The following is a 1,950-nucleotide window of genomic DNA, read 5'->3' on the forward strand; positions in this document are numbered from 1 at the left end:
ATTCGCTGCCGTTCGGTCCCGATATCTTTTCCGGCCGCATCTGGGGCTCGGAGCCCAAGCGCGGCGACGTGGTGGTGTTCAAGTTCCCGCCGGACCCATCGGTCGACTACATCAAGCGCGTCGTCGGCCTGCCCGGCGACAAGATCCAGATGAAGGACGGCCAGCTCTTCATCAACGACGTCGGCGTGCCGCGCGTGAAGACCGGCCAGATCGAAAATCCCGACATCACCGAAGTGCCTCAGCCCGTCGACGTCTATCACGAGACGCTGCCGAATGGTGTCAGCTACGACACGCTCGACCTGACGCCGAATTCGATCGGCGACAACACCCGCGAATGGACCGTGCCGCCCGGCCACTATTTCATGATGGGCGACAACCGCGACAACTCCTCCGACAGCCGCTTCACCGTCGGCTTTGTTCCTGCCGAAAACCTGGTCGGCCGCGCCAATCTCATCTTCTTCTCGATCGCCGGCAAGGCGAGCCCGCTCGAGATCTGGAAGTGGCCGTCGCTGATGCGTGCCGATCGCCTGTTCCATTTCGTCCACTAGAGCGATGGCGGCCAGCAAGCGTTTGACCGCCGATGCCCTCGCCGAGGCTCTTGCCCCGCGCACCGGCCATGCCTTCGCCGATCGCCAGCGTCTGCAGCGCGCGCTGACCCATGCCAGCGCGCGTTCGACCCATGCCGGCGTCGACTACGAACGCTTCGAGTTCCTGGGCGACCGCGTTCTCGGCCTTGTCGTCGCCGACATGCTGCTTGCAGCCTTTCCAGATGCAGCCGAGGGCGAGCTGTCGCTGCGTCTCAACGCGCTGGTCAATGCCGAGGCGCTCTCCGACATCGCCGAGGAGATCGGCTTGCCAGAGCTGATCCGCGCCGGCTCCGATGTGCGCAATCTCGACGGGCGCAAGCGCACCAATCTGCGCGCCGACGCGCTGGAATCGCTGATTGCGGTCCTTTACCTGGATGGTGGCCTCGAGGCTGCCCGCGCGTTCATCCATCGCTATTGGCAGCCGCGCTCGCAGGCGATCGGCGCGGCGCGGCGCGACGCCAAGACCGAATTGCAGGAATGGGCGCACCAGGCAGCCGCCGGCGCCGTGCCGGCTTACCGGGTCGACGGCCGCGAGGGACCGGACCACGACCCGCTGTTCACCGTCAGCGTCAAGGTCGGCTCATTTGCTCCGGCGACCGGCAGCGGCCGCTCCAAGCGCGAGGCGGAGCAGGCCGCCGCGGCTACTCTTTTGCTGCGCGAAGGCGTATGGAGCGCGGCATGACAGAAAATGAAACCCCTGAAGTTCCCCCGACGCGCTCCGGCTTCGTCGCGCTGATCGGCGCGCCCAACGCCGGCAAGTCGACGCTGGTCAACCAACTGGTCGGCGCCAAGGTGTCGATCGTCACCCATAAGGTGCAGACCACCCGCGCCATCGTGCGCGGCATCGCCACGCATGACAACGCGCAGATCGTGTTCGTCGATACGCCCGGCATCTTCAAGCCGAAGCGGCGGCTGGACACCGCGATGGTGACCACCGCCTGGGGCGGCGCCAAGGATGCCGATGTCGTAGTGCTTCTGATCGACGCCGAGCGCGGCATCAAGGGCGATGCAGACGCCATCCTCGACCGGCTGAAGGACGTCCGCCAGCCGATGCTGCTCGTCCTCAACAAGGTCGACCGCGTCAAGCCAGAGACGCTTCTCGCGCTGGCCGCGACCGCGAACGAGCGCGTGCCGTTCAAGCGCACCTTCATGGTCTCAGCGCTCACCGGCTCCGGCTGCAAGGACCTGCTCGACTATCTCGCCGAGACGTTGCCCGCTGGCCCTTGGTATTACCCGGAAGACCAGATTTCCGACCTGCCGATGCGCCAGCTTGCGGCGGAAATCACCCGCGAAAAGCTTTATCTGCGGCTGCACCAGGAGCTTCCCTATTCCTCGCATATCGAGACCGAGAAATGGGAAGAGA

3 protein-coding genes are annotated in these 1,950 nt (G+C 65.4%); all 3 read left to right on the plus strand.

Annotation, left to right across the window (positions count from 1 at the left end):
• A partial coding sequence (lepB, locus tag EOA28_RS34260) for a signal peptidase I (protein ID WP_128315769.1) occupies positions 1 to 548 on the plus strand: 548 nt, incomplete at its 5' end.
• 4 nt (positions 549 to 552) lie between these two features.
• Entirely contained in the window at positions 553 to 1,269 is a 717-nt protein-coding gene (gene rnc / locus EOA28_RS34265) for a ribonuclease III (RefSeq protein ID WP_042637852.1), read from the plus strand.
• Positions 1,254 to 1,950: GTPase Era (era, locus tag EOA28_RS34270; protein WP_189342357.1), on the plus strand; the 697-nt coding region annotated here is incomplete at its 3' end. The genes rnc and era, both read left to right, overlap by 16 nt.

This window comes from Mesorhizobium sp. M2A.F.Ca.ET.067.02.1.1, assembly GCF_004023285.1.
In the GTDB taxonomy this organism is placed as follows: domain Bacteria; phylum Pseudomonadota; class Alphaproteobacteria; order Rhizobiales; family Rhizobiaceae; genus Mesorhizobium.

What these genes read in the sequence shown, in the direction of transcription:
- rnc (WP_042637852.1), top strand. Translation starts at nt 553, where the DNA reads ATGGCGGCCAGCAAGCGTTTGACCGCCGATGCCCTCGCCGAGGCTCTT.